This window comes from Marinilabilia salmonicolor (assembly GCF_003003035.1).
Lineage (GTDB): Bacteria > Bacteroidota > Bacteroidia > Bacteroidales > Marinilabiliaceae > Marinilabilia > Marinilabilia salmonicolor_A.
The window spans coordinates 59,272-84,536 of record NZ_PVTS01000015.1; the positions used below are offsets into that span (position 1 = coordinate 59,272).

The following is a 25,265-nucleotide window of genomic DNA, read 5'->3' on the forward strand; positions in this document are numbered from 1 at the left end:
GTTAACTTGCAAAATTTTAAAACCCGTAATTAATGCCGAATTTACCGCTCAAACCATTATGATTCAAAAAAGGAGGCAAATATTTTTCCCGGTCGGCCCCACTGATATCCCGGTGGATTACCGAAAAATAGACATATCCATCGTTGATGATCTGCCAACTGCCTTTGAACTCAGTTTTCTGCATCTCCCACCTTACCTCGTCCATGAACGGCAGGCCCCACCGGGGTTCATCGCTGTTTATTTCAGAATAATCCGATTCGGTACCTCCTTTTATTATCTCCTGATAATCTTTTCCCTTTCGGGCCAGCAAGTGTGACAACTCCAATCGCACACCGCGAACAGGCCGGTACTTCAAACTCAGGAAGATCTCGTCGCTGTTATCCTTCAGATAATGCCCCATATTGTAACGATTGCTTTCCCAGGTTGTTGTGGGAATTTTATGTTGATACACCATTGGATTACTGCGCGTATATTCAACAGTAAGAGCTGTGCCATCCACAATATTAGTAAGCCGGGCACCCGCTTTCAAACTTATATAATTGGATTGCTGTTCTTTATCAAACATCCGGTTCGTAGATATCTCATCCACAAAAAAGGTAGAATAAAGATGAAGGTTACGAATCTGCCGACTGCTAATGCCAAAAAACATCTGTGCATTTTGCCCCACCTCATTTGAAGCACCATTGTAGGTGTGATCCACCGACTTGTAAAACATCACCGGATTCAAAAATGCCGGATTCACATTGGTATCGGCATAAACAATGCTGTTTCCGGCAGAAATATACAATCCTGCCAGAGGACGAACAGTTATCAAATTGGCTGCCACATACTTGTTGGCAAAAACCTCCCTCGTTCCATCATAATAATTGAACGATTCTGCGCTATCCACCACTTCCGATACCAGCCAACCATGCATATAATCGAGCTGAACCCAGGGCAACGGACTTAGAGTGAGCGAAAAATAAGCATGCGAAGGGGTGTTGCCGGAAAAAATATTAGTCCCGTTGTATCCATACCCCCACTGATAAGAGTTTTTATGAAGACCGGCCGTACCCCACTTCCATGACCAGGTAATGCCGCCTCTGGCTTCACTATAATCACCGCTGTCATCATCGCTTTTATATACAGCTCCCCTTCGGGAGACCAAAAAGTCCGTTCCTCCTAATAACTCCGACTCATGATTGTCACGCAAAGAAGCATAAAATCCAAAGTGCTCACCAATAGTTCCATGCAACTCGCCCCCGTTAAAACGATGCCAGGCCAAATCGCCCCCGGATGACAGCACCTCAAGTCCCAGAACAGGGTTAACAGTCACCTGAAAAAGAGAATCGGAATAATAAAAAAGATCAAAACGTTTGTTTTCAGGTTTGGTCCGGGTTTGTTCCTTTTGATAGTCCCGCAAATAGAAAGCGATCTCCTTTTTAATCCTTGCGGGTAAGCCATCATGCTCCGATGCCTCCACCAGCCGGTCAGATATGAACTTTCGTCCGTAAGGTCTGGCAATGGTATTGATATCGATAACCCCCAGGTCAGCCAGTTCATCCAACAATTCATAAATCTCATAATTATCGATGTGTACGGGGACCTGTTGCCCATGAAGATTCTCAAAAGGCAGAACCACCCGAAGAAAAAGGACAGAAATAAAAATCAACCTTCCCGTTCGTTTCAGCATAACTTATTTTTTTCAAAAACATTCAACATTCTGTTGCCCACCACCTGCAAAGTGGCATTTTCATGAAACCAACGAATGCCGGCTTCTGCAATTTTCTGCATCCGGTCAGGATTGTGAAGCAGGCTCTCTATTGTTTGCTCCAGATCCTCGGGGTTGCAACTTACCAGTGGGATATCAGGATAGCATTTACGGGCCCACTCTTCCATCCGGCAAACAACCACACACCCGCGAGACAGCCCCTCTATGGCCAGCAGCCCGAAAGTATGGGTAAACTGATCAACCAGGATGTGGGCCTTCTCCAGATTCTCCAGAACTTCACTATTGGTCATTCTATCAGACAAGTACCGAATCTTAAACTTTCCATTCAGCGATGCTATGGCTGCTTCCACATATCGCGTCCCTTTAAGCTCCTGATGAGACGGAAAGTGCATAATGCCCCAGGGACCTCCATCCCGGTAGCGCTGCAGGTCAACCGGTTGTTTCGGAGCATCTGTCATCAGCCACATCGGGAGTGCCTTTTCAGGATTTTTTAAAAATCCTGAAGTATTTGGCCGGGAAAAAATAAAATCAGCTTTCTCCTCAAAATATTCTATCTTACTTCTTTTCAGTTTTGGCTCATGGCACAGACAATACTGCTGTTTAGCCACATCGTTACAATACCAGCAATCGCTGTACTTCATGGTATTCAGGGTGTCATACGGATCTCTCTCTGCACACCCCGGAAAGAAAAAAGCAATCTTCTTTCGAAAAAATTTCAACACCGCAAGATCCCGGTGATTCTCAAAAAATGTAATGGGTGAAATGAAATAAAACAAGTCGTAACGAAACAATACCGTCAGGAAAAACCAGAACCGGATCATTGCATTCAAGGGTCTCAAAACAAAGCGGTTATTTATCAGTTTTACAAAACCTTTTCGCTTCAAAGATCGAAACTGACTCACTGTCTTATCCGTGGGATACCCGAATTCATGAGCCCGGTAACAGTAACTAACAGCCCTCACTCCAGCACTTCTGAGTGCCCGGGCAATGTAATGTGCATTACCGGCGGTATTTCCAGGACCTACAAAAACCCTGAGTTTACTCGTATGTAATTTTCCCTTTCCTGTACTCATCAACTAAATCTTCCATTTTTGTAAATTCCAGCTTCCTGTCCAGAATTTTTTGCAACAGTGTTTCAGCCCCTTTTCCCGGGTTTCTATATCCTGCAAGATGCTCCGGATCCTGATAAAAACGTTTGGCTCCGAGATATCTTTCAAGCGTTTCCGTATTCAAAAAAATATGTATTGGATGAAACGTCATAATGTTTAATCCGTTATTGAAATCAAGTCCTGCTTCCGAAAAATCCTTTCCGTAAGAGAAATGCAGATAATCTTCCCAGTTAAAAGGGATGCGCAGCATATCATTCCATAAAGGTAGCGTCTCTAACCGGCGACTGTAGGGCAAACACACATTACTCTCATAATCGAAGCCCATTTCGGAAAACAGCTCAACCAAAACATTACTTACCAGGGATGAATGGGAACGAATGCCCCGGGCCTGGGGAAATGCTTCTTTTAATCGTCTCACAACGTCCTCTGGATTTCCGTTGTTTTTTTTTGAACCGTTCAGTAATGGGTTAAAATTAGGATGGATTCCTATTTCGAACTGATTTCTGTCAAGCCCGTTCAACAATCCGGTGGCATGAGTGGCAAAAATTGTACATGGAACCCCCGCTTTCGACAAAAGCTCCAACGTATATTCCAGCACCTTATCCGGTACCCAGTCAATGTCGATTGTAATAACAGTTCTCATATCACATCCTCTTTACCCATATTCGTATTTTTTCTATCCTATAGAATTTATCCAAATATCCTCAGCCACCATTCAAAACTCAACAACGACCAGATAAGTAACCGGCGGTTCTCTTTGCCTTCAAGGTGATCGGTCATCAGTTTTTGAGCCACATCCGCATCAATGTATTCATACAATCGGGCATTCTTATCAAATAACAAACGTCGGATATAATCCACGCTTTCTCCCTTAAACCAACTTGCATCGGGTGCTGAAAATCCCTGCTTGCGGCCGTTACAATAATCTTCCGGCACATAGCGCTGCAACATTTGGCGCAACAGGATTTTACCATCCGTAGTGGTTGATTTGAACTGAAAAGCCTTGCCTGTCAAGTCATTTTCATTGATTCTGTTTCCATTTTTCCAGTCACGAAGTTTCAGTTCCACAGGCACTTTCATGGCAAAATCTACCAGGTCATTATCCAGAAAGGGAAGACGCGTTTCCAGACCGTGAGCCATACTTAGTTTATCTTCCACCAGCAATAATCCATGCAGAAAGGTCTTACTTTCAAAATAAAGGGAACTGTTGATGTAAGCTTTCGGATCAGCAACATCAGAATGACCTTCATCCAGCAAATCTTTAAATACCCTGGCCGGTCGGTCATAATCAATCAGCGGACGAATCCGACCATTAAAAAATGAGTCGCGAAATTGGTCCGGCACAAGTCGCTGCCAGTATTTAAAGTATTGATCGGCAAAACCGTTGCTGTAGCCGTTGACAGTATTGTGATAATATCGCCACGGATAACCGGCAAACAGTTCATCACCTCCGGCCCCCGAAAGACAAACTTTCACAAAACGTCCGGCCAGGCGCGAAACATAATAATTGGGATAAGACTGCCCTACCCGCAGATCTTCCAGATGGCTGATAAGTCCTGGCATCACCCGCTCCATATCACCCGCTTTGAGGACGACTTCATAATGCTCAGTCTTGTACAAATTAGAAAGATATTCGGAACGCTCCCTTTCATCAAAATTGAGCTCCAGACCCGATGCCGAGGATAAATCAAAGCCCGCGGTGAATGATTTAAGGTTATTGAACTTTCGTGAAGCCACACAGGTAATGCCTCCACTATCCATTCCTCCGCTCAGATAAGCGCCAACTTCCACATCAGAAACCAGCTGACGCTCAACAGCCTGTTCGAAGAGCCTGTGTAATTCAGTCTCCGCTTCGGTTTGTGACATGGACAAAGGGTTGAAATTAAAATCCCAGTATTTTTGTTTTTCAGGAGTTGAATTTCCTTTCCGAACCTCCATGAAGTGACCTGCAGGCAAGAGTTTCACTCCCTCAAAAAGCGTCAGATCACTAAAGATATTCTGAAAAGAAAAGTATTCCGTCAAGGCATCAGCAGAAACTTTAAACCGATAAGCCGGATGTTGCTGGATGGCTTTAATCTCTGAGCCGAAGAGAAAAACCTCCGGATGGTCAAAATAATAGAGGGGTTTAATTCCATACCGATCACGGCCCAGTAACAATCGCTGTTCCTGAACAAACCAGGCTGCAAAGGCAAACATACCGTTGAACTTCAGAATGGCTTCCTTCCCCCAGCAGTGAAGCGCATTGAGCACAACCTCCGTATCTGAACGTCCCTGAAACCGGTAACCTTCAGTTTTCAATTCTTCTCTGATCTCCCGATGGTTGTAAATTTCTCCGTTGTAGGATAGTACCAGTTGGCCGTCACGGCTGACCATCGGTTGATGTCCGGCCACTGACAAATCAAGCACTGCCAGTCGCCGATGCCCCGTTCCGTAGGCACCGGAATTCCATACACCTTCTCCATCGGGACCTCTGTGAGCGAGCACCCTCGTCATCTTTTGGCAAAGCTCCTCAGATACCGGTTCATCGTTATGGTTCAAGATTCCTGTTATTCCACACATAATGTCAGTTTTTGCACCACTTCGGTTTGCCCGGCGCTGGTCATTGAATGAAACATTGGCAACACAAGCGTTTCCTCCCATGCCCTGATGCTTCCGGGATATTGGCCACGCAAACGAACTCCCAGCTGCTGAAAAGCAGGATGCTGGTGCAATGCATACGTTCCAATCTGGACCTCAATTCCCTCTGCTCTCATTTGCCGCATCACTCTGTCACGATCAGGTACAAACACGGCAAAACTTTGATATGAATGCATACCGTTCCCTGTTGTTTCGGGAATTCTTATCTTTTGGTTTCCGTGAAGCAGCTTACGATAGTTTTCCGCAAGCAGCATACGTTCATTCAGCAAGTCATCAATCTTCTCCATCTGGGCCAGCCCCACTGCGGCAAGGAGGTTACTCATTTTGTAATTGGTGCCGGTATCCTGAAAGACCATTTCCTCACGGCCCACAGACTTCCCCATCCCGAAATGCTTGTACTGATGCATTGCTTCGGCCCATTGCGCATTTTGAGTGGTGACCATCCCACCCTCACCTGTGGTAATAAACTTACGGGGATGAAAACTAAAAACCGTCATATCACTCCATCCACCTGTTTTTCGCCCTTTAAAAGAACTTCCCAGGGCACAGGCAGCATCTTCAATAATCAAAAGTCCATACCGCTCTTTTGCCATCATCAGCCTGTCAAAATCCAACGGATTCCCGAACAAAGAAACCGGAATAACAGCTTTGGTATTTGCAGATACAGCCTCTTCCATTTTATCATAATCCATCAAGAGCGTCTGCGGATCCACATCCACAATTACCGGAACGGCACCCACAATTTTAACAGCATTGGCGGTGGCAGGATAAGTATAGTCCGGAACAATCACCTCATCACCTGCACCAATACCGGCCACCCGTAAAGCCGTCTCAATTCCGGTGGTACATGAAGTAAAAGCAATGGCATGAGGGACCCCGATGTAGGAAGCAACCGACTCTTCAAACTGACGTGTCACAGGTCCTTCTGTAAGAAAACCTGAATCAAGAACTTCATCAACCAGCTCCTTGACGCGGTCGTTTATAAAGGGTTTTATCAGTGGTATTCTGTAACTCATTTAATTCACTTCCTTTCTTGATAATTCATCATAATTTTGGAGAACTTCATTAACCACGAAAGCGGTCACATCCTCATGATCTTCCAACAGCTTCTCGGCCTGTCGTCCGCTATTGGTTTTGGTGCCCGGACGGCTCAGCAGCATTGCTGCACTTTTAAGTGCCAGATCCTGTTCCTTTTCAGATGTCCTAAAATTCAATACCAATCCGTACTTTTCTTCCAGATATGTAAGATTTCCCAACTTAAAATCGGCAAGATAAATTGCAGGTGTTCCAAGAATGGCAGCCTCTGTAGCCATGGTGGCTCCCTCGCCCACCAACAGGGTGGCATAAAAAAGCAAATCGTGGATACGAGCAGAGGGCAGCCTCAGCCTCAGTGGCTCAAGCTCCTCAGGCAAAGGACCTTCCGAACTGATAAACACCCGGCCATACTTCTGAAGAGTGTTCACTAATTTAATTTTGCCTCTGAGGGAAAACCCTTGCTTACCCCTGTCGTGAACAGCTGACCAACCAACAAATCGAACAATTGCAAAAGGTTCATTCTCTTTGATATTCAGCAATTCCAACACTGATGCATCAGGCTCAAAATAGCGGGGATGCAGATAACTCAACTCCATTAATCCGTTAAACCGCTTATGTTCTGCACCCAGATAACGCGAAAAACAAACAGGTGTATAGACCTTTTTTGTGAATGGCCGGATAAAAAAACGGTATAAACCGGTTGTTTCAGTATCGGTAAACGTGATGTAAGGTTTCTTGAGCATCCGGGATGCAAATCCAGAATAAATGGTACTGAAATCCAGAAATAAATCCGGTTTAAATTTGCGGGCACGCAAATATTGTTGCCATGAAGTCTTAACCAGATAAAGAATTTTACCCAATGAAGTCCGGCCTCCTGCTCCGCGATCAACAAAGGGAATTTTGTAATGATTAAGCAGTTCCGTCACATGTTCCCGGTTACGGGCGGTGACCATAAACCGATGGCCTTTTCCCTCCATAATACGGATGAAATTCCTGAAATAATGAACGTGAGCCGGGTGTCCTATATCGAGAAATATCCTCATACACTACAATATTTTCTGTAAAAACAGATTCGGACCTGCTTATACCAACGATAAAAGAAGCGTCTGAAATTCCAGAGGCCCCATTTATGCACATAGATGTACCGGCCGGTTTCGCGGATGGTTCCCCCATAGGATTTTTTATATTGACGGCTTCGGAAATCTCTGCCGGGACGCCCGGCGTTGCCCAAATTCAGTAACTGAATCCCCTCGGTTTCCAATTCCTGAATTATCTGCCAGACAAAACCATCATACATCCATTCCGAGTCGGGCTTCAGGCAGTGTCCCTCCATCCAGAAAAAGGCTCTTTTCTGAAATTTCATAACCACCACCACTGCCCTCAACTCTTCTTCTACTTCAAATCCTTTAATGGCAGCATAAGGTTTTATCATCTCCAGTTCATCCAAAAACCGGAACAGAGAACGATGTGGTACGGGAAGTCCTTTTTTACCAATGGCAAAACGAAGAACTCTCCAGGCATTGGTCATATCTCTTGTCCCGTGCAAATCCCGAATAAGGCCGGACACCTGAGACATTTTATTGATATTCTCCCTTCTTTCAGGAGAGAGAGAATCCCATAAAACACCGGATTTCCTGTTCATTTCAATAATTACCGAAAGCAGGGACTCATAATAAAACCCGGCATCTTCAAATACGGGTTTCAACGAAAGCCCAAGTTTCAGATTTCTTATTTCTGTAAAGATTGCCTTATGCCCAAATTCTTTTACGAGGCACTCCAGAATGATCTCAAGCACATCTCTGTTGTCGTTAGCCACCAATGGTCCGCCAATTATCATTTGACGTCTTGTCAGCCAGGAGAATGGGAATGTCGCACTTCTAAAATTGGCACCAATCATTAACCCGACCAATAAAGGACCATCAAATGCAAAAATGGCAATCGGATGCTGCAGGCTGGTCAATTGATGCAACTCATACATCCAGGGCATCTGAAAAATGCTCCCGTCCGGATGATTGTTCACAAAATCAGCCCAAACCTTACGATCTATCTTTGCAATATCTGTTACTACTCTCAGTGCCATCCTGGTACCTTTATCTGATTTTTGCTGTTCTTCCGTGCGTGGTCAGTGAAACCGCCAGATATTCATTCATTAATCTGGCAGAAATACGATCAATATCCAGTTGACCGATTACCGCACGACCGTTAATTCTTTTCCCCCTGCCAATTACTCTCCGTATTGCGTCAGCAAGTTCATGTGCTTCGGGGGCAACCACCTCACAACCGTCCACCTGCTGCAACCACATTTCCACGTCGCCCACGGGCGTTGAGACCACCGGAACATTACAAGCCAATGCCTCCTTTACCACATTGGGTGAGCCTTCCCATCGGGAAGTCACCAAAACCACCTCTGCCGAATTGTAAAACCAGGGCATTTGTCTGGTGGGAACATCGTATATAATTTTCAGCTCAACCTGTTCCGGAACCAGCAATTTCGAGGTATCAAGAGCCAGTTTTACATTTTTAACCTCCCGATCCGGATTGGCCGGCCACAAAACAACTTTTCTACAAGAACATCCCATCTTGATTCGGGCTTCTTCACGTGGAATTTCCCGAAATATGGTCAAATCCACTCCGTTGGGAATTACCTTCACACTTCTGACGCCCAGCCGATTTGCCATCTGTTGACTTTTAACAATGACACAAGGCCAGAAAAATGCAGAGAAAAACCTTCCCAGCCACAACAACCAAAGGGGGCCGAACACATCACTTCCCATGAGCGAAACCACCAATGACCGGGCCCCTGCCAAACTGGCTACCACAGCACTCAGTCCGTAATGTGCATGAATTACCTCAAACTCGTGTTGCTTTAGAAACCTTCTCAACCGAAAAATTTCCTTTACATAACCGGCAAACCCTCCCTTTTCAAGTTGAAAAAAAGAGACTCTTACACCTCTTTTTTTTAATCCTCTGGATTGCTCTGCCACGACTTCAGTGCACCTCCCCTTTCGCACGGCACTACAAACAAAAAGCACCCTCCCGGTAAAAAGATTTGCGGCTACATCCATTCTATTCGGTTTATCCGGTTCCGGAAAGGAAAAATCCGGTTGTTACGGCAATTAAATTTAAGGAATTCAAAGGCCTCGTGCAGAGAAGACTGGTCAGTGACTATAAGTATTTGACCAATTAAAGATTTTTGTATATAAGTGCCAGCAATAAAAAGGGATTTGGATATTTTTTGCATATTTGAACCTGAGGATTTCTAATTTATAACCGTCAGTAAAATAAAGCACATGGGAACCAACGGAAAAGTCACCACTCCTAAAGAAAAGAGCAGTAGTTTTCTTGATTGGATAGAACGAATGGGTAACAAACTGCCCCATCCGTTCTGGATGTTTGTATGGATTACTCTTTTTATTGTCTTCATCAGTTTCATCACCTCATTTTTCGGAGTTCAGGCCACCGACCCTGCAACCGGGGAAATTGTAAAGGCCCAGAACCTGATTTCGGGAGATGGTTTACGACGATTCCTTGAGGAGATGGTTACGAATTTTGCCCACTTTGCCCCCTTGGGACTGGTGCTGGTAATGCTGATGGGCGTTTCCGTTGCCGAAAAAAGCGGACTTCTCTCAGTGGTGATGCGAAACCTGGCTTTCTCCGTTCCCCGTAAGGTAGTGCTTCCCGTGATTTTTATTATCGGAGCATGTGGCAACATCGGATCTGATGCAGGCGTGGTCATTGTCCCCCCAATTGCCGCACTTATCTTCAGCCAGATGGGCCTCCACCCCATTGCCGGTCTGGTGGCAGGATATGCCGGAGCAACAGCAGGATTCACGGCCAACTTCTTCATTGCCGGGACAGATGTTTTGTTGGCAGGAATCAGCTCCGAAGTAACATCAAAACTTCCGGGCGTGGGCGAAGTCAGTGCAACAGCCAACTGGTATTTCATGATTGTATCCACCATTTTGCTTGGCGTGGGCGGGGCATTCGTGGTCACCCGTTACACCATCCCAAGAACCAGGCGTTTCTCCATGGGCAACAAAGAAGAAATTGATGTTCCGGATACGCACACATTGACCACGGAAGAAAGACGAGGACTGAAACATGCCGGCATTGCAGCCATCATTATCATCGCCATTATTTCATTACTCACCATTCCCGCCTGGGGACCACTAAGAAATCAGGAAACGGGAGGCATCGTGCCATCCCCGTTCTTACGAGGTCTGGTTCCCATTCTCTTTTTCCTTTTCGCCATACCCGGATATTTTTATGGCAAAGCCACCGGCAGCATAAAGCACCCCGACGATGTAATCAATTTCATGGGCGAGGGAATGAAAAACCTATCGGGCTATATCGTCCTGATGTTGGTTGTTGCACAGTTCATCAATCTCTTTAACTGGTCGCGACTCGACACCATTCTGGCCATTCACGGAGCTGATTTTCTTCAGTCAAGCGGACTTACCGGTCCCTTTATGTTCACGCTTTTTATGACCCTGGTGGCCATCATCAACATTTTTATCGGAAGTGGCTCGGCCAAATGGGCCATTTTTGCCCCGATTTTCATCCCCATGCTTGCTCAATTGGGATTCTCACCTGCCTTTGTACAACTGATGTATCGGGTCGGTGACAGCATCACCAATTCCATCAGCCCGCTTTACGTCTATTTCCCGCTATTAATCGGTTGGATCCGGCAATACGACAAGAAAGTAGGTATAGGCACGGTTATTTCACTTTTATTGCCCTATGCCATCGTATTGTTTCTGATGTGGCTGGCACTTCTGTTTGTCTGGTTTTGGCTTGATCTACCCATTGGTGTGGGAGAAGGGATTTACCTATAACCCGACTAAAAGATTCGGGTTCCGAAGATAAATTTATCTTTCCACCAGGAGTTATCGAGCGAAGTTATGGTAACTCCCCGACTGGAGGAGGCGTGTAAAAACTGATTGTCTCCCAGATAAATCCCCGAATGAGTAATGTAATTGGAAGTTCGGTAAGTACGAATAAAAAAGACCAGATCGCCTTTTTTCAAACTGGCTTTATCAGTCAATATCTTGCCATACCTGGCTTGCTCCTCCGAATTGTGGGGAAGATTTATCCCATGAGTAGCAAAAGCGCGAACCAACAGCCCTGAGCAATCCATACATTTTGAAGTGGTTCCACCCATACAATGGGGAACCCCGATGTATTTTCGGGCTGTACGTATGACATCAGAAGCGCGAACATTCCCGGTATTCAGTTTTTTCTCCACACCTCCAGCGACAAACTGTTTAAAGGCCCGGTTACTGCCCGGCATCTCACTCATGTCGGTTGATGAAACAGGGTAAGACTGTTCGGCGCAGGAAGAAATAAGCGACAATACAACTATAAGTAAAACAACGGTTCGTTTTTGCATTAGTATTAAATTTTGTGATTAATTGATAAGAATTACAAATTTGAAAACGAATGAAACTGCTTCGCTCTCGCATAATATTTATCATTGGTGCCCGGTTGAAAAATGGAAATTGCTTCACTACGTTGGCAATGACAGCCCCCTGCCAAACCCTTTAAAACGGAGTCATTGCGAGCAAAGCGAAGCAATCTTCTTTATACATATATCTTCCATTATAGACCCTAAAGATTTTAACAAATTTAAGTTATCAAAGTTCCATGCATGTTCCAAATCCTTTGGCTCAGACCATTATAGATATAACATCTATTGTGCCAGAAAGTTATAAAGACAGGGATCCTCCGGGCCCAAATGCCTGGTTACCTCCGGCAATAATTTTTTTACCTTTGTGCCATCGAATGGTAATCCATCCGTTAAGTATAAAAACCATAAAACCTTCTTACGATGAAACTCAAGTATGGAATGAATCCATATCAGGATTTTGCTGAAATCATTGACAACTCCGGTGCTTTTAAAATTCTGAATGGCAACCCCAGCGTCATCAATGTGCTGGATGCGCTCAACTCCTGGCAACTGGTAAAAGAAACAGCCAAAACACTTGGTAAAGCCGCCGCCACCTCCTTCAAACATGTGACTCCTTCAGGAATGGCCATTTCAGGCACTCTTTCCGAAACAGAGAAACAAGCTTATCTCACCAAATCAGAACCATCCGAACTGGCAGCTGCATATGCGAGAGCAAGAGGGGCTGACCGGCTGGCATCATTTGGGGATTTCATCGCGCTGAGCGACACAGTGGATGCTGCAACTGCCAAAATGATAAAATCAGAAGTTTCTGATGGTGTGATTGCACCCGGATTTTCGGCCGAAGCACTGGAGATTCTTAAAACCAAGAAAAAAGGGGGTTATGTAATTTTCAGCATAGACCGGGATTATGAACCGGAAGATATTGAGTCAAGAGAAGTTTTCGGCATAACCATTCGCCAAAAACGAAATCAGCTGAAGGTTACTGATGAGTTGTTACAAGATATCCGCACAGAATCAGAACCGGTAACAGAGAAAATTGCCGCGGACATCAAACTGGGAATTCTCACATTGAAATACACCCAATCCAACTCCATTTGTGTGGTCAACAACGGGCAGGTAATTGGTATCGGATCCGGTCAGCAATCCAGAATTCTTTGCAGCGGGCTGGCACTCAACAAAGCCAATGTGTGGTGCCAGAAGATGAAACTCGACTATTCATTCCTGAAACAACACGAGGGACTCAAGCGCACAGAACTGGATCAGCTTATAGAACAAAAACGAGAAGAAGTATTTGCAGACAAGATTGTTCTTAACGATTTAGAGGGGTCATGCCTGATATCCGATGGATTCTTCCCTCAGAAAGACAACATCGAACTGGCTGCAAAATATGGGATTCAGTACATTGCATCGCCTGTCGGCTCCATCCGTGACCAGGAAATTATGGAAACAGCAAAAAAACATGGCATTACCTTTATCAATATAGGAGTCCGATTGTTTCATCACTAAACTAACCTGAACTATTCATAAATTATCTATTACAATGTTCAACTACCGGCTAAATACTGGCGTCCTCAATAAAATTGACTTAAAAATAAATTATTATTCCCTTCATCAATTTTCTTTGCGGTTGCCCGTATTTATTGGTGTTTGAACATCTCATGACGAAAACTTATGAATAGACTAGGCTAAAACATCTTACTTATGTGGATTAGAACACAGTGTAAACAACAACTGGTTAAAATCATCCGAATTACTGTTGAGAGAAACATAGGAAGTAAAAACAAAGCTGCTCTGGTAGGTCAGTTTGGTGATTCCTCTCTGTTTCAAAGTAACCAGACTGTTCTGGGCGAATACAAGACCAAAGAAGATGCTCTTGCAGAACTTACATCAATTCAGGAAGCGATTGCTAAAGGACAGGATTCAGTTTATCAGGTCAAATAATCAGGTTATTGTCTGAGGTGACCGGCAATATAGCCGGTCGTCCAGGCAGCCTGAAGGTTGTATCCACCGGTAATGGCATCAATGTCAAGCACCTCTCCTGCAAAATACAGATTGGGAGCCACTTTGCTTTGCATGGTTTTCATATTTACAGCCTTAAGCGAAACCCCGCCACAAGTCACAAATTCCTCCCGAAAGGTTGATTTCCCCTTTACCGGGTAAATATCGCGGATAAGAGTTTCAACCAGTTTGTTGACCTCTTTCTTTCCCAGTTGGCTCCACTTTTTGTCGGCAGGAATGCCCATTTTTTCAATGAGGAAAAGCCATAACCGTTCGGGAAGTGCAAATGGTCTGAAATTGTTCACCTGCTTACCCGGGTGCCGGGCAACGATTTCCTGCAGTTTGTTTGATACAATTTCGGGATTAGCTGCCCCCACCCAGTTCACATAAATATTGAAATCATAATTGTGTTCATGCAAATACCGGGCAGCAAAAGAAGAGAGCTTTAACACGGCCGGTCCGCTCATCCCCCAGTGAGTTATCAACAGCGGACCATCGGCACACAGCCTGCTTGCCTCCACCCCCACTTTAACATCCTCAACCACCAGCCCCATTAGGCGGGTGACCGGAGCTTCCGGCATATTAAAGGTAAATAGGGAAGGTACCGGAAATTCGATTCTATGCCCTAATTTTCCAAGCCACTGAAGTCCTTCCTCCCCCGGACTGCCACCGGTTGTAACAATTACTTTGTCAAAAGCCCAGTTACGGCCTTCATTCTTATGAAATTTTATTGACCACTTCTCCTTTTGAGGAACCAATTCAGAAACACCTGAAGAGGTATGAATCTCCACGCCCAGACGATTGGCTTCCCTTAGAAAACAATCAATGATCGCCTGCGAATCCTGTGCAGTGGGAAACACACATCCGTCGTCCTGGGTTACCAACGGGACACCACGCGACTCAAACCATTGCATAGCATCCAGGTTACTAAACTGATGAAAAAGTTTCTTCAGGCTATTCCCTCCACGCGGGTAGGCTTTAATCAAATCTGATATTTTCGGAACCGCATTGGTGACATTACATCGACCTCCACCGGATACTTTGACCTTCGACAACACTTTTGTCGATTTCTCAAAGATGAAAACCTTAGCTTCAGGATAATTCTCTTTAGCCGTCAACGCAGCAAAGAACCCCGCTGCTCCACCGCCTATAACTGCAATTTTCATTTCCACTTCTTTATTCTGTCAACAATGCTCGTAAAAAAAGGTGACGACAGTACAGCCGTCACCCAAAAACACGTCACTTCTTATTTCCCGTAACAGTGAAGTGCTTTTCTGAAAGTAAAGTTAACAAACTAATCCAACCATTTTTTATAAATTGCTATCTTTTGAACACCACACAGGAAAATACGTTTAAAGTATGTATATTCAATAGATCGTTAGATTTTTGGAGATTAGAGATTACAATAGATCGTTAGATTTTAGAAGTTAGAGATTAGATAAAATCGTAAGATATTGACATTCTGTATTTTATCAAAAACACTCATTTGAACTTAACGATTTAATCTCCAGAGCTTTGAAAAAGTTTAACGGACTATTGAGATTAGAAAAAACACATAAAACATATATCTTATGAAACTACACACCATCAGCCTTATACATGGCATCATCCTAATGATTTTTGGCATCTGGTCGCATTTGTGGCCGGAATCTCCATCCCCGACAGCACTGATTCCCGTTATCTTCGGAGCTTTTATCCTTGTATTGAACAAGGGAGTAAAAAACTATCGAAAAGGAATCTCCAATGCCGTAATGGTTCTCACATTCCTGATTCTTGCCGGACTGATATTCCCGCTAACCGGAGCACTTGAACGAGGAGACACACCGGCACTTGTGAGAGTACTTATTATGATGACTGCATCCCTCATCTCCCTGATTTTCTTTGTAAAAAGATTCATCAACGACAGAATCAGAGATGATAAAAAACCGGAATTCTAAAATTCCAATGTTTGTCCGGTTTTATTCTTTAAACCATGCAGAATTCCCAGCCAATAATAATAAAAAAGGCCGGGAATTTTTTTTCGCATTGCCCGGATAAACGTAACCGGAATACTCAAGGTTTCCCTTAACAGGAATTGTATCAATCCGAACCTGAGGCGGTATTCCTTAAAATAGAGCACTTTATTTCTTTTCAGGTAATAATATTCACGACAGAGACTCTTGGGGTTCCGGGTATCCCAGTCGTGAAAATGCCAGACCACTGCTTTGCGGGTGACCATGGCAAGCCGGTTTTGTTGCGAAAAACGATAAAAAAAGTCACGCTCTTCCCCATAGAGAAATAACCGTTCATTAAACAAATGTATGTCACTGAATATTTCGGTCCTTACCATCATGGCCACCCCCGAAAGGTAATCCACATCGGCAGATACAGGCAGCTGCTTTCCGGATTTGATTCTTTTTCCAGAGTCTGGCGCATGCTTCTTTGCCGTTTTAAAGTTCATAAACAACCTGTAGTTCTGAACAATCGCGGAACGCTCTTTCTTTTTCCCATAATAAATTAGCGGGCCGCAAGCGTCCACTCCCGGCAACCGCGACATATGCAGATACATATATTTAAGGAAATCCTTATGCAATTCCACATCCGAATTGAGAACTAAAACATAGGGGGCTCTCATTTGGAGCGTTCGCTTCAACAAAAAATTATGCGCACGTCCAAATCCGATGTTTCCAACTCCCTGTATCAGCTCTGCATCAGGAAACAACTCACCAAACATTTTTGCTGACTCCTGCCCTGCTCCATTATCAATGGCCAAAACATGAAAGTCGGTAAACGTCTGCTTCTTCAGGGATTTTGCTAGTCCCGGCAAGAACACGGAATCGTTGTAGAATACCAGTTGTATAATGATTTTTGGGTGCTTCATAACAGAAACAATATTATCTAGTGTTTGTCCATAAAGTACCATTTATTGCGTTACGCTTGCCCGAAAATTACTCATTTAATCAAGTAAACTGCGTATTTTAGGGCTTGCGCCACCGCTAAAGCTTTAGGCGGCACGCGGTCGCAAGCCCCCGAAGAAAAATCGGGGCAGGCTTTGTAACTGGCACTTTCTTGACAAACACATGACCAGAAACAAATTTTGCTTAGTTTATCGACGGGCAATATCTATACTTTACGAACCCGGTAAATCAACGCTGCAAGAATTCCTGCATACAGGTTTATCAGCAACGTTCCGGTAGTAAGTTCATTGAACAAATAGTTGGGCTTGAAAAAAAAGGTTTTTACCATCCAGCCGAACACCACAAAAAAGAGAGCTATGTCAAGTTCATTGAGTTTTGAGATCTTCCTTTTTATCTCCCTGAAAGCAACCACGGTATATCGCCACATCTGAAAATACAACAAGCTGTATATCCCCAGACCTACCGCGCCATACATGGCCAAATGGCCGGTTACCGGAAGATCTGTCACCTCATAGTCGGATGGATGAAAACGTAACGAAAAAAATTCGGAAAACCCGGCCCCGGTGCCGAACCATGGTCGCTGACTGATCATGGCCATGTGGGCCGGCCACTGATTGACCAAACGGCCCTCAACGATTCCGCTGGTGTATGCATCGCCTGTTATGAACAGCCACAAGTCGGCAATCTGCCGCCAGACAAGCGAGGGATATTCAGGGAATACCGCCCACATGAGCAATAAAAGTCCCATAGCAGGTACTAAAAGGACCGACATCACGCCCTGAAAAGAGGTTCTGTAAAAGCGATGATACAAAAAGAGTGAAGCCACTGCCAGACCTGCCACATTTATATAACTGCTTTTTGTGAGCGAAAGCATTACTGCCAGCAACATCAACAAAGTTGCTATAAAAAGATAATTTCTATATCGATAGACGACCTTGCGGGCTAAAACAAAAAACGATAGCGGCACCAACATATCGGAAAGCCCTGAACTAAACATCAGATAACGCAAGATACCGGTGCCTCTGTAACGCTCAGCCTGCCACAAGGGTAACAGCTCCACTCCTGAAACCACTGACACAAAGTACATCAAATAAACAATCACGGAGGTGATGACTAAAACATTCACCAACACCGACAGATTTCTGCGGGCCATCACAAACACAGGAATTATCAACAAAAAACCAAAAACAGTCATTCGCTCCCGCACAAGCACATATCGAACCACATACTCCCATCCTCTTCCGGGTTGCCAGTATCCAAAAACAAAAACATGATAAAGGAAGAAAAGCAACTGCACTCCGAGTAAAATCAGGAATGGCCTAAATGCAAGAAGTCCTCTCTTATCCACATCCGGAACCAGAAAAGGGATGAATGCCAATACAAAAAGAAAGTCACGATAATAAAACCCGCCAAGCGCCTCCTTACCAAAAAAAACTGTCAGATGCCCGGTGGGATCAAAAAGAAGTACCACAACGGCCCAGAAGAAATAATCCGGCCAGCGCCGGGCTGTAATAAACCCGACACTTCCCAAAGCAAGCATCATCAATACCAGTAAAAAAAGACTCATTTATGAGATGATTTTAATCTTTCAAAAACAACCAGGAGGTCCCTCCGATTGAGCAATTTAAGCAAAAATGCCAGTGCAATCACAACAAAAAGTAAGATTAATCTCCCCATAAAACCGACAACCTCAGGCCAAAAGACTACGAATACGGATATGATCAGTCCTGAAAAAAACAGCAACAATATGCGGGCAAACGGGTATTTAAGAGGGAAATAACGAGCTGCCACCTGCACTTTTATCTGCCAGTAAATCACAAAAGAGATCAGTGTGGCCAATCCCGCCCCAACAAATCCCCAACGGGGAACCAGCAAGAAATTCAGCACTATATTCAGCAAAGCAGTCACCCCGGTAATCCATGCAAAATGCCAGGTCTTTTCGGCCAGGGAAATTCCCGGCCCCATGGTCTGATACGACTGGGCGGCGATGTAAGAAAAAACCAGAAACGGCACAACCCGGGACCCCGCGGCATAATCAGGCGTGGCCACAAATGGAATCAAGGAGTCGGAAAAGAGAGACAAAAAGGTGGCAAGAATAACGCTTCCTGCCAGATACAACACATAAATATCAACCGCCATTTTTCTGGTATGGGGTTTGAGTTCATTCTTTTCGGAATAATAGGATTGATAAAAAAGAACACCAAAACTCATTTGAACCGCCATATTAATAAGCAAAACAGGTTGAGAAAAGATGGCTCCGATGGAATAATACCCAACCTCATTCAAATCGTGATAATAAAGTAAAAAGAAACGATCACTGCTATTGTAAATCCAGGCTGCCAGTCCGGCCCAAATCAGAGGAAACCCGTATTTCAACAGCTTCCGGGCCCAGCTTAAAGAAAAGCAAAAGGTGTATTTCCGGAAATTAAACACCCCGAATGCCAAAACCACCACCAGCAGACTACTCCCTACGCGAGCCCACATGGCCCCTTCCACTCCGTATTTGAGTACAATAACCAATGTGATTCCCGATCCTATATTGGCCAGCGATTTCACCAATGTCATCAGGTTGTAACGCCAGGGCTGACGAAAATACCGAAAAAGATGGGATTGCTCGCTCATCATCAGATTTACCGGCACCAGAAGGCAAAGCAATACTACCAGAAAACCGTGTTCGGGAGTATCAAACAACAGACGGGACAATGATTCGCGGAAGAAAATTACAGGAATGAGCACCGGAAAGGAGAGCAACCGGAGAAAAAATGCAGTGGAAAGCACATTGCCTTTTTCATGCTCATCAGCCTTAAAAAAATAAAACCCATTGGCAGACTCCAGCCCTGCCGATAGCACTCCACCAATAAGCGCTGCTGCAGTTCCAAGCGTCTCAAGCATCCCAAACTCCCCCACACTCAGAGCTCTCGTGTAAAAAGGCAACAAGAGCAGGCCGATAAACTTTTTAAGACCATTTCCCAGTCCATAAACCAATGAGTCTTTTATGAAAGCTTTTTTGCTGCCCATAAAACAATCATTTACTCCGGGCACCCCGAAAAAGGATATTCCGAAGGGCTTTAAAAAAATAGATAAAATCGGTACGAAGCGGTGCCCGGTGCCATTGACGAACATATCGCACTTCTGAGGCCTGAATCTCCTCAAGCGTTTCCGGCATATCGGCATAAAAGGGCGGAATCAGACCAGGCTTCACAGAAGTCCTGATTTTGACCACTTCAGAATCATAAAGTGACAGATATTGCGGGCTGACGGGACGCACACCTACCAATTTCATATCCCCTCTTAAAACATTGTAGATCATAGGCAATTCATCAATCCAGTAGCGGCGGACAAATGCACCCAGAAGTGTTACGCGCCTGTCGTCCTTAAATTTCCCACCTTTACAGAGATGATTCCTCCTATAAATATGCTCCTGCAAATATTCACTAAAGGCCACCATTGTACGGAATTTAAAAACACGAATCGATTTTCCGTCTTTTCCAACTCTGTTAAGTTTCAGAAGGAAGCCATAATCTTCACGCACTTCAGCAGGCGGTTCGGCCACCTTGCGGACCACCAGATAATGGCGTCCGTGTATTACCTCATCGACCTCCGTCTCAAAGCCACAATAGGCCAACCGGCCCAACATTTCGTAAAAAGAAACAGGTTTATTCCTGCGCAACGACGAAGCGTTAAGCAACCAACGTGCCGCATTGATTCCGGGCATTACTCTCTTTGTCAGATAATCAAAAAAATAATGAACCTGCCCAAGAATCGAAGGCGAGGTTCTGTAAATCCGATGACGCCGAAGCCGGGTTGTCTCCAGGCAACAAACAAAACACCCATCCACTTCAAGCTTCCGGTTCACTGCGCATAAAAAGCCGCATAGACCGTTGACACTATTAAGATTCTGAAGATTTACAATAAACCTATAGTTTTGCCTTGGCTGAACGGCAATGTTAAAAGCCTGTGAAGTTGAAACGACCAATGAATCAAAAGAGGCAGGATTCCCAAACCTGGAAATAAAACGTGACACAGATCCACCGGAGTTTTCAGCCACAATGGTCTGAACATCCACCTCCTTTTTATGGACTTTCATGGATGCAGGTGCAATTGAAACCACAGAATTTTTGTAAACGTAGAACATACCTGCTTCTTTATGATTTGTCAATTCCCTCTTCAACTCGCCATTCAATTAAGGCCTCCAGACCGTCTTCCAACGTATATTCGGCCATAAAACCAAGCAAATCGGAAGCTTTACGAGTATCCCCGATGCGATTTTTCACCAAACGACGGTTGTCATCTTCGGAATAAGGTTTGTACTCGACCTTTAAATCCGATTCTTTCAGGCGCAGAATGGTATCACACAATTCCCGAACGGAAGTCTGCACTCCGGTTCCAACATTGAAAAACTCATCCGTCTCGTCGGAAGCCAGCGCAAGAACATTGGCCCGGGCCACATCACGTACATACACAAAATCATAAGCCTGAGAACCATCCCCGTTAATGATCGGAGGTTCATGTTGCGCAATCTTATTGAGCATGATGGGCACCACTCCGGAATAAACCGCATGCTGGTCCTGATTCGGCCCATATACATTCATATACCTCAACCCCACATAATTAAGCCCGTACCGATCAAAATAAGCCCGACACATGGCCTCTCCGGAGATTTTGGTGGCTCCGTAAAAGTTTTTGTTATTGAAAGGATGATCTTCCTCCATTGGAACCTGCACCGCATCTCCGTAAACCGAGGCCGAAGAAGAATAAACCAACCGCTTCACCCCATGACGCGCACATGCTTCAAGCACATTAAATGTACCCGCCACATTCACCTCAAATGCGGTACGCGGAAAATCACGACAGTGCAACAGCCACATCGCCGCCAAATGAATCACATAATCCATTCCCGCCACAGCCTTGTCAAGAATATCCGTATCACGAATGTCACCCCCAAATTCAAAAATCCTGCAACGTGTATCCCGAAGACTTTTCTCGATATTCTCCTGCTTCCCCCGAACAAAATTATCGTATATCACCACTTCGCCCACCGGGTATTTCAACAGTTCCTCCACCACAAAGCTGCCAATGAATCCGGCCCCTCCAATGACAAGAATTTTTTTATCGGTCAGTTTTTGGTTGATGTGTATCATAGATTGGTATTGGTTAAACAATCGTTATTCAACAGACGGGTTGAGGCTAGAGGTTAGAGGTTAGAGGCTATAGGTTGGAGGTTAGACAGTCCGGCATATTTGGCAGCATAGACAGAAAACCCAAATACCCTTGCATACAAATAACTACCCCCATGACTCCCAAAATTCATCCGTTTTATTAAGTTTTAAAATTTCGCGTTAAAAAGATTCACAAACCCGGGAAGCGGATCATCCAGCTCATCCACTCCATTCACAAAATCAAAAGAGAGCGGTTCCATAAACTCCTGAAAGGTCAACTTTCCGGTTTGCATTTTACGGATGCCATCAGCAATATCGCCCCAGGCAAGCCACCAACGTGGGCCAAATATTTGCTGCGGTTGTGCAGAAAGATCCTTCCCCATAGCGACTAAGAGCGCAAAATGATTAAAGTTGATCCCACAATGAGTTGCCAGTGATTGTGTTTTATACAGTCGTGGATTGAGCTCCAGCAACAGCAATTTTTCCTGACGACTGTCGTAAATGAACTCCAACTCACAACTGCCATGGTAATCCATGTAATCAAGATATTTCTTCGTTGCAGCAACCCCTTCAGGACACGGCTCACTCACCGACAGCGCAGTACTTCCAAAAGTCCGGGTTGCCCTGATGCGGCGGGAAGAAAATACAATGGAATGCCCCGTTTGCCTATCCCGAAATGCTCCGATGCTGAACATCTTTTCACCGCCCTCATCACTGACCTTTTGCTGAACAATTAACGGAATGTCCTTCTCCCCTTTTAATACAGTTTCCAATTCCTGTCGCGAAAAAACCTCAACCGCCTGAATGCCCTTTCTGGCAAACAATTTTTTACCACGCTGCTCTTTCACCAGCAGCGGAAAGGACAAACCGGATTCATCTATATCAAAAGCATCCTCTCCCTGATGGGTCTCAGGCATATCCACTCCGGCTTCACGGGCCAGTTGATACTGAACAAGTTTGTCCATTAGCCGCTGCTGAAGCAGATAATCCTGATTTAAAGCAAAAACCTCACTCAGTTTATCCAGGCCAAATTCAATCATTGAGTCCAGCAACCATTCGGCATCTCCCACAATAAGGACCGGGGTTTTTCCACAAGACCGGATTATTTTTCCCGTATCAAAAACAAAAGACCAAAACTTCCGGGGTTCTCTTTTGTAATCAGGCGAAAGCACGGGAACTGCATAGCGTGAGTAGAAAGCAAGTGCCCGGGGATTAAAATCAAGAACTACGGTCATAAGCCCTTCTTTGCCATGCCCGCGAACAATGGCCAGCTGATTGGCAAAAGCACCATCGGTTAACACGGGCACATAATGCTGACGCAAACCTTTAACAGCCACTTTGATTCCATCCGGCTCCAACGGAACCAGGTTCCGGTAATCGAATTGCATCTGGGCAATCTCCCGGGAAAGTGATTGAAAAAAAGGATATGGTGAAGCCGGCATAGCTAAATTGAGATTCGGTTAAACTGCTCAAAAAATACGGCTCCTGCCCCTATTTTTCAACATCTTTTTGGCAAACACACTGCAGATAAGTATTAAATGAGAAGATTGAACGATTAAGAGGTTCGCAACCAATCCCAAAAACATAAAAAAAGCTCCGAACGGACAATCCGAACGGAGCTTCAGCCTGAAAAAATCAGGGTTCTTTTAAAGGCCGAAAGCCTCTTTTATTTTATCCACATAATCCAGTTTCTCCCAGGTGAAAAACTCTACTTCACGCTCAACTTCCTCACCGTTTTCGAGGAAAGTCACTTTGTCGGTATATGGATCACGTCCCATGTGTCCATAGGCTGCAGTAGGCGTAAAGATAGGGTTCTTAAGTTCCAGGCGACTGATGATTTTTCCGGGACGAAGATCGAATAATTCGTTGATCTTTTCGGCAATTTCACCATCAGTCAACTTCACATTGGCCGAACCATAGGTATTGACGTACAGACCTACCGGCTGGGCAACACCGATGGCATAAGCCACCTGAACCAGCACTTCATCAGCAACTCCGGCAGCTACCATATTCTTGGCAATGTGACGGGTTGCATAGGCAGCAGACCGGTCAACTTTGGAACAATCCTTTCCTGAGAAAGCACCACCTCCGTGGGCACCTTTTCCACCGTAAGTATCTACGATGATTTTACGGCCGGTAAGACCGGTGTCACCATGAGGACCACCTATCACAAAACGACCGGTGGGGTTCACGTGCAATTTGTATCCGTTAAAAAGCTTTTGAATATCCTCTCTCAATTTAGCCTTTACACGGGGAATCAGAATATTTCTGACATCATCCTCAATCTTTTTCTGCATCACAGCATCATCGGCATCAAAGGGATCATGCTGAGTAGAGACAACAATGGTATCAACATCCACCGGGGTATTGTCATCATTGTATTTAATGGTCACCTGCGACTTGGAGTCCGGACGCAGATAAGTCATCTCTTTACCTTCGCGGCGAATATCGGCCAGTTCCTGAAGTAGCACATGCGACAGATACAACGGCAACGGCATGAAGTTTTCGGTATCTTTACAGGCATAACCAAACATCATTCCCTGGTCACCGGCTCCCTGGTTGTCCTCTCCGTCACGATCCACACCACGATTGATGTCATCACTTTGTTCGTGCAATGCAGAAATAACACCACATGAACCAGAATCAAACATGTAATCGGCTTCTGTATAACCAATACGTTTGATGGTATCACGTGCAACTTTCTGAACCGGCACATAACCGGAAGTTCTTACTTCCCCACTTACTACTACCAGTCCGGTAGTAACCAGTGTTTCACAAGCAACTTTTGAATTGGCGTCCTGACGCAGCAGTTCATCCAGCACTGCATCAGAAATCTGGTCGGCTACTTTGTCAGGATGTCCTTCCGACACAGATTCCGAGGTAAATAAATATCCCATAACATTACAATTACAGTAATTTCGAACCATTCGATGATCCGGAATCACAATTCAACAATTAAAATATGAAGGGATGGAAAAACTAAAAGGCAAGCTAAAATCGCATTTTAGCATTGTTTTATAGTGGTTGCAAGCAGGCAAATCCATCCACTTTTATGTTGCAAATATAGAGGTTATTTAGAATTATTCAAAAAAGTGGAGGGTTTTTCTTTTTAAAACAAAAACAGTGCAGTACGAATTAAGAATCAGACTAGCGGAAGCTGCCACAAAAACGCACTCAGCCAATAAGCTAATTAACAAATCATTAAAAAAAGACCTCGAACAATAAAATACAATCCCTGTACAATATTACCCTCCCAAATGGTTAAAGAATCCCTTTCATTCAACACACCTGAACTACGATTTCTCTTTGCAG

Annotated in this window: 21 protein-coding genes; 4 read left to right on the forward strand and 17 right to left on the reverse strand. The window is 44.6% G+C overall.

Annotation, left to right across the window (positions count from 1 at the left end; translation table 11 throughout):
• Window positions 1–16: 16 nt before the first annotated feature.
• The 8 genes from BY457_RS14370 to BY457_RS14405 are packed head-to-tail and all read right to left on the reverse strand — an operon-like array spanning window position 17 to window position 9,557.
• The gene (locus BY457_RS14370) at window positions 17–1,672 is read right to left on the reverse strand and encodes a hypothetical protein (protein ID WP_106154022.1); all 1,656 of its coding nucleotides are present in this window, start codon (window positions 1,670–1,672) and stop codon (window positions 17–19) included.
• On the reverse strand, window positions 1,666–2,784 hold the full coding sequence (locus BY457_RS14375) for a glycosyltransferase (RefSeq protein ID WP_106154023.1): 1,119 nt from the start codon (window positions 2,782–2,784) through the stop codon (window positions 1,666–1,668). The genes BY457_RS14370 and BY457_RS14375 overlap by 7 nt, the downstream gene beginning before the upstream one ends.
• Window positions 2,750–3,463, reverse strand: a complete 714-nt coding sequence (locus tag BY457_RS14380; protein ID WP_106154024.1) for a polysaccharide deacetylase WbmS family protein — start codon at window positions 3,461–3,463, stop codon at window positions 2,750–2,752. Before BY457_RS14380 ends, BY457_RS14375 begins: the two co-directional genes overlap by 35 nt.
• Window positions 3,464–3,510: 47 nt before the next feature.
• Entirely contained in the window at window positions 3,511–5,379 is a 1,869-nt protein-coding gene (asnB, locus tag BY457_RS14385; RefSeq protein ID WP_106154025.1) for an asparagine synthase (glutamine-hydrolyzing), read from the reverse strand.
• The gene (locus tag BY457_RS14390; RefSeq protein ID WP_106154026.1) at window positions 5,367–6,473 is read right to left on the reverse strand and encodes a DegT/DnrJ/EryC1/StrS family aminotransferase; all 1,107 of its coding nucleotides are present in this window, start codon (window positions 6,471–6,473) and stop codon (window positions 5,367–5,369) included. The genes asnB and BY457_RS14390 overlap by 13 nt, the downstream gene beginning before the upstream one ends.
• Window positions 6,474–7,535, reverse strand: a complete 1,062-nt coding sequence (locus BY457_RS14395) for a DUF354 domain-containing protein (protein ID WP_106154027.1) — start codon at window positions 7,533–7,535, stop codon at window positions 6,474–6,476. It abuts the gene before it with no gap.
• Window positions 7,532–8,572 carry a hypothetical protein gene (locus BY457_RS14400; RefSeq protein WP_106154028.1) on the reverse strand — a complete coding sequence of 347 codons (1,041 nt, stop codon included), beginning with the start codon at window positions 8,570–8,572 and terminating at the stop codon, window positions 7,532–7,534. Before BY457_RS14400 ends, BY457_RS14395 begins: the two co-directional genes overlap by 4 nt.
• Window positions 8,573–8,582: 10 nt before the next feature.
• Entirely contained in the window at window positions 8,583–9,557 is a 975-nt protein-coding gene (locus tag BY457_RS14405; protein ID WP_106154029.1) for a glycosyltransferase family 4 protein, read from the reverse strand.
• Between the two features lie 225 nt (window positions 9,558–9,782).
• On the opposite strand from BY457_RS14405, the gene BY457_RS14410 reads away from it, so the two are divergent.
• Window positions 9,783–11,327 (forward strand): AbgT family transporter, encoded by a 1,545-nt coding sequence (locus BY457_RS14410; RefSeq protein ID WP_106154030.1) that lies wholly within the window; start codon window positions 9,783–9,785, stop codon window positions 11,325–11,327.
• A 5-nt stretch (window positions 11,328–11,332) separates the two neighbouring features.
• Here the strand turns inward: BY457_RS14410 and BY457_RS14415 are convergent, their stop codons facing one another.
• Window positions 11,333–11,881 (reverse strand): C40 family peptidase, encoded by a 549-nt coding sequence (locus tag BY457_RS14415; protein WP_106154031.1) that lies wholly within the window; start codon window positions 11,879–11,881, stop codon window positions 11,333–11,335.
• Window positions 11,882–12,319: 438 nt separating this feature from the next.
• Between BY457_RS14415 and BY457_RS14420 the strand changes: the two genes are divergently transcribed.
• Both BY457_RS14420 and BY457_RS14425 read left to right on the forward strand, forming a co-directional pair.
• Entirely contained in the window at window positions 12,320–13,405 is a 1,086-nt protein-coding gene (locus BY457_RS14420) for a 5-aminoimidazole-4-carboxamide ribonucleotide transformylase (RefSeq protein ID WP_106154032.1), read from the forward strand.
• A 195-nt stretch (window positions 13,406–13,600) separates the two neighbouring features.
• Window positions 13,601–13,840, forward strand: coding sequence for a hypothetical protein (locus BY457_RS14425; protein ID WP_106154033.1), 240 nt, complete (start codon window positions 13,601–13,603; stop codon window positions 13,838–13,840).
• A gap of 5 nt (window positions 13,841–13,845) precedes the next feature.
• Here the strand turns inward: BY457_RS14425 and BY457_RS14430 are convergent, their stop codons facing one another.
• Entirely contained in the window at window positions 13,846–15,063 is a 1,218-nt protein-coding gene (locus BY457_RS14430; RefSeq protein WP_106154034.1) for a BaiN/RdsA family NAD(P)/FAD-dependent oxidoreductase, read from the reverse strand.
• A 405-nt stretch (window positions 15,064–15,468) separates the two neighbouring features.
• Between BY457_RS14430 and BY457_RS14435 the strand changes: the two genes are divergently transcribed.
• Window positions 15,469–15,834, forward strand: coding sequence for a hypothetical protein (locus tag BY457_RS14435; RefSeq protein ID WP_106154035.1), 366 nt, complete (start codon window positions 15,469–15,471; stop codon window positions 15,832–15,834).
• Here the strand turns inward: BY457_RS14435 and BY457_RS14440 are convergent.
• From BY457_RS14440 to metK, 7 genes are all read right to left on the reverse strand, one after another.
• Complete coding sequence (locus tag BY457_RS14440) at window positions 15,831–16,757, reverse strand: glycosyltransferase (RefSeq protein WP_106154036.1); 927 nt, start codon at window positions 16,755–16,757, stop codon at window positions 15,831–15,833. The genes BY457_RS14435 and BY457_RS14440 overlap by 4 nt on opposite strands.
• Before the next feature lie 242 nt (window positions 16,758–16,999).
• Window positions 17,000–18,361 (reverse strand): O-antigen ligase family protein, encoded by a 1,362-nt coding sequence (locus BY457_RS14445; RefSeq protein WP_106154037.1) that lies wholly within the window; start codon window positions 18,359–18,361, stop codon window positions 17,000–17,002.
• Entirely contained in the window at window positions 18,358–19,812 is a 1,455-nt protein-coding gene (locus BY457_RS14450) for an oligosaccharide flippase family protein (RefSeq protein ID WP_106154038.1), read from the reverse strand. Before BY457_RS14450 ends, BY457_RS14445 begins: the two co-directional genes overlap by 4 nt.
• Before the next feature lie 7 nt (window positions 19,813–19,819).
• Window positions 19,820–20,929: a sugar transferase gene (locus BY457_RS14455; protein WP_106154039.1), complete on the reverse strand. Its 1,110-nt coding sequence runs from the start codon at window positions 20,927–20,929 to the stop codon at window positions 19,820–19,822.
• 10 nt (window positions 20,930–20,939) lie between these two features.
• Entirely contained in the window at window positions 20,940–21,935 is a 996-nt protein-coding gene (locus BY457_RS14460; protein ID WP_106154040.1) for an NAD-dependent epimerase/dehydratase family protein, read from the reverse strand.
• 185 nt (window positions 21,936–22,120) lie between these two features.
• A complete protein-coding gene (locus BY457_RS14465; protein ID WP_106154041.1) occupies window positions 22,121–23,395 on the reverse strand; it encodes an ATP-binding protein in 1,275 nt (424 codons plus the stop codon).
• Between the two features lie 204 nt (window positions 23,396–23,599).
• Complete coding sequence (gene metK, locus BY457_RS14470; protein ID WP_106154042.1) at window positions 23,600–24,850, reverse strand: methionine adenosyltransferase; 1,251 nt, start codon at window positions 24,848–24,850, stop codon at window positions 23,600–23,602.
• Window positions 24,851–25,265: the final 415 nt, after the last annotated feature.